The sequence below is a fragment of the Aquabacterium sp. UBA2148 genome (genome assembly GCF_002328915.1).
In the GTDB taxonomy this organism is placed as follows: Bacteria; Pseudomonadota; Gammaproteobacteria; order Burkholderiales; family Burkholderiaceae_C; genus Aquabacterium; species Aquabacterium parvum.
Genome location: NZ_DCXA01000255.1, coordinates 1 through 2,150 on the forward strand (window position 1 = coordinate 1; position 2,150 = coordinate 2,150).

The following is a 2,150-nucleotide window of genomic DNA, read 5'->3' on the forward strand; positions in this document are numbered from 1 at the left end:
GTTCTCGGCCACGCCGATCTCGTCCTGCGTGCGCACCTGGAACAGCGCCACCTGCGCCGCCCGGCCCGCCTCGCCCTGCCACTTGCCACCCAGCTCGATCTGCGTGCCATGGGAAGCGCGCAAGCCGCGGTTCCAGCCCGATTGCGCGCCCGAGGTGCAGGCGTAAGCCACCTCGTTGAGCGTCGGCGTCTCGAAGCTGCGCGCCGCGCTGACGTAGGCCATCGCGTTCGGGCCCCACCGATGGGTCAGGCTGAGCACGGGCGTGGTCGCCTCGAATGACATCGAACCGCTGTCGTCGCCATTGCCCGGCACGATGTAGCGGTCGTTCGAGCCGAAGCGCACGTGGCTGTGGCGCAGACCAGCGGCCAGGGTCCAGTCCGGGTGAAGGGTCCAGCCGGCATGCAAATAGGGGTCGGTGTTGCGCGCGGTGTTGCCTTCGTCGCGGCGCAAGGCCCCGGGCACGCCCAGCCGCACCGCGCCCCCGCTGTCGTCGAAGTTCTGATAGCCCCGCCGGTGCTCGCGCATCTCGTCGAAGGCCCAGCCGGCCGTCAGGGTCACAGGGCGCTCGGCCAGCTCGCCTTGCCAACGCCAGCGGGTGTCGAGGCCTGCAAAGCGCCGTTCCAGGTCGATGACACCGCCCGGGTGGCCGGGCAGGGTCTGCACAGGGCTGGTCGGTGGCGCCGGGATGGCTTGGAACTGCGTGACCTGGCGCTGCCCGCCGTGGGCCATCAACCGCCATTCAGAGGCCCCATGGCGCCAGCTGTGCCGCTCAGGCTGGCTTCGGGCCGCTCGGGTGCATCGGGGCTGAAGACCTGCACCACGCCACCAGCCGCGTTGCCGAACAACACCGAGACCGGCCCGCGCAGCACCTCGACGCGTTGCGCTGCCCCCAGGTCGAAACCGCTGGTCTGGCCTTGCCCGTCGGGCATGGTCTGCGGGATGCCGTCTTCGTACAGGCGCACACCGCGCACGCCAAAGGTCGAACGCGCGCCAAAACCACGGATGGAAAGCTGCAGGTCCTGCGCCGGATTTCGGCGGTCGAGTGCCACCACGCCGGGCACGCTCAGCAAGGCTTCGGACAACTGCAGGCCGGGCCCCATCTCGCGCAGCCGCGCGGCCGTGATCACGTCGAGCGCGGCGGGCACGTCCACGACCGCCTCGGACGAGCGCGAGGCGGTGACGACCTGCGCGGGCAGGTCGGGCTCGGGTGGGGGCGCGTCAAAGGGGAACATGACAGCGCGGATGCTGTCACAAAGTGGCGCCGGGCGTGCACCGGGTCGCGAGCGACCGACGCCGAGGCGCTGCGGCGTGGGCGCTTCGTCCGCTCAGCGCGGCGGTGCGTCGGGCATCGACCAGTCGGGCGGGATCAGCCCCGAGTCGCCGAAGTCGTTGCCGAAGTCATTATTCAGGGCCGTGCCCACGTTCAGCTCAGCAGGGGCGTCTCCGAACAGCTTGAGGGCGCTGCCCTGCATGTTCTCGCGGAAGTGCTTGCGCTCGAACAACTTGGCCTGCGCCTCCACGGGCAGGTCGGTGATGCGCAGGATGTTGCGCTTGAGCAGCGCGTCGATGAGGTCCTCGAGCACGCGCACGAGGTTGGCGTCCATCTCGGCGAAGGAGCGGCCCTCGCCCTGGCCCAGGAAGGCCAGCACATCCGGGTGGTTCGACGGCAGCAACTCGGCGCCATCGACCGGTTCTCGGTGCAGGCTGATGACCAACCCTTGCGGGTCGCGAACCACGTGGTACATGAAGGGGCTTCCTGAAGCGGCTTTCCTGAGTCGGATATCGGCCCACCCAGTCGGGACTTGAGGTCGATTTTCACTCCCTGCAATCGACCAGCAGCCACTCGCCCATCATCACGCCCTGCGACAGGCAGTCCAGCGACACGGCCCGAGGCGGCGCCCAACTGGCTGCGGCCTGGGCCAGCGAGGGCGAGGCCACCATCCGCACCGTGCCCTCCTCACCCGCCAAGGCCAGGTGCAAAACGAGCACGCCCGCCTCGCCGGGCTCCACAGAGGCCAGCGCGCCTTGCAGTCGCAAGCGCTGGCCGGCGGTCTGGCGGTGCACGGCGGCAGCGTCCCGGCGCACCCGGGACTGAAGCGCCTCGGCGCTCAGTGGGGCCGACGCCAGCGGCATGGCCTGTGGGGCCTGGC

Annotated in this window: 2 protein-coding genes and 2 pseudogenes; all 4 read right to left on the bottom strand. The window is 70.3% G+C overall.

Annotated elements, in window-relative coordinates:
* Positions 1 to 849: pseudogene (locus B2W70_RS14215) on the bottom strand (TonB-dependent receptor domain-containing protein); the annotation flags it as partial.
* Positions 831 to 1,232, bottom strand: a pseudogene (locus B2W70_RS14220) (TonB-dependent receptor plug domain-containing protein); the annotation flags it as partial. The pseudogenes B2W70_RS14215 and B2W70_RS14220, both read right to left, overlap by 19 nt.
* A 93-nt stretch (positions 1,233 to 1,325) precedes the next feature.
* Positions 1,326 to 1,745, bottom strand: a complete 420-nt coding sequence (locus B2W70_RS14225; RefSeq protein WP_200964275.1) for a hypothetical protein — start codon at positions 1,743 to 1,745, stop codon at positions 1,326 to 1,328.
* A gap of 70 nt (positions 1,746 to 1,815) precedes the next feature.
* Positions 1,816 to 2,150 (bottom strand): hypothetical protein (locus B2W70_RS14230; RefSeq protein ID WP_286746660.1); only part of this gene is annotated, 335 nt, incomplete at its 5' end.

Coding starts and splice junctions, on each gene's coding strand:
- B2W70_RS14225 (WP_200964275.1), bottom strand. CDS start 1,745: ATGTACCACGTGGTTCGCGACCCGCAAGGGTTGGTCATCAGCCTGCAC.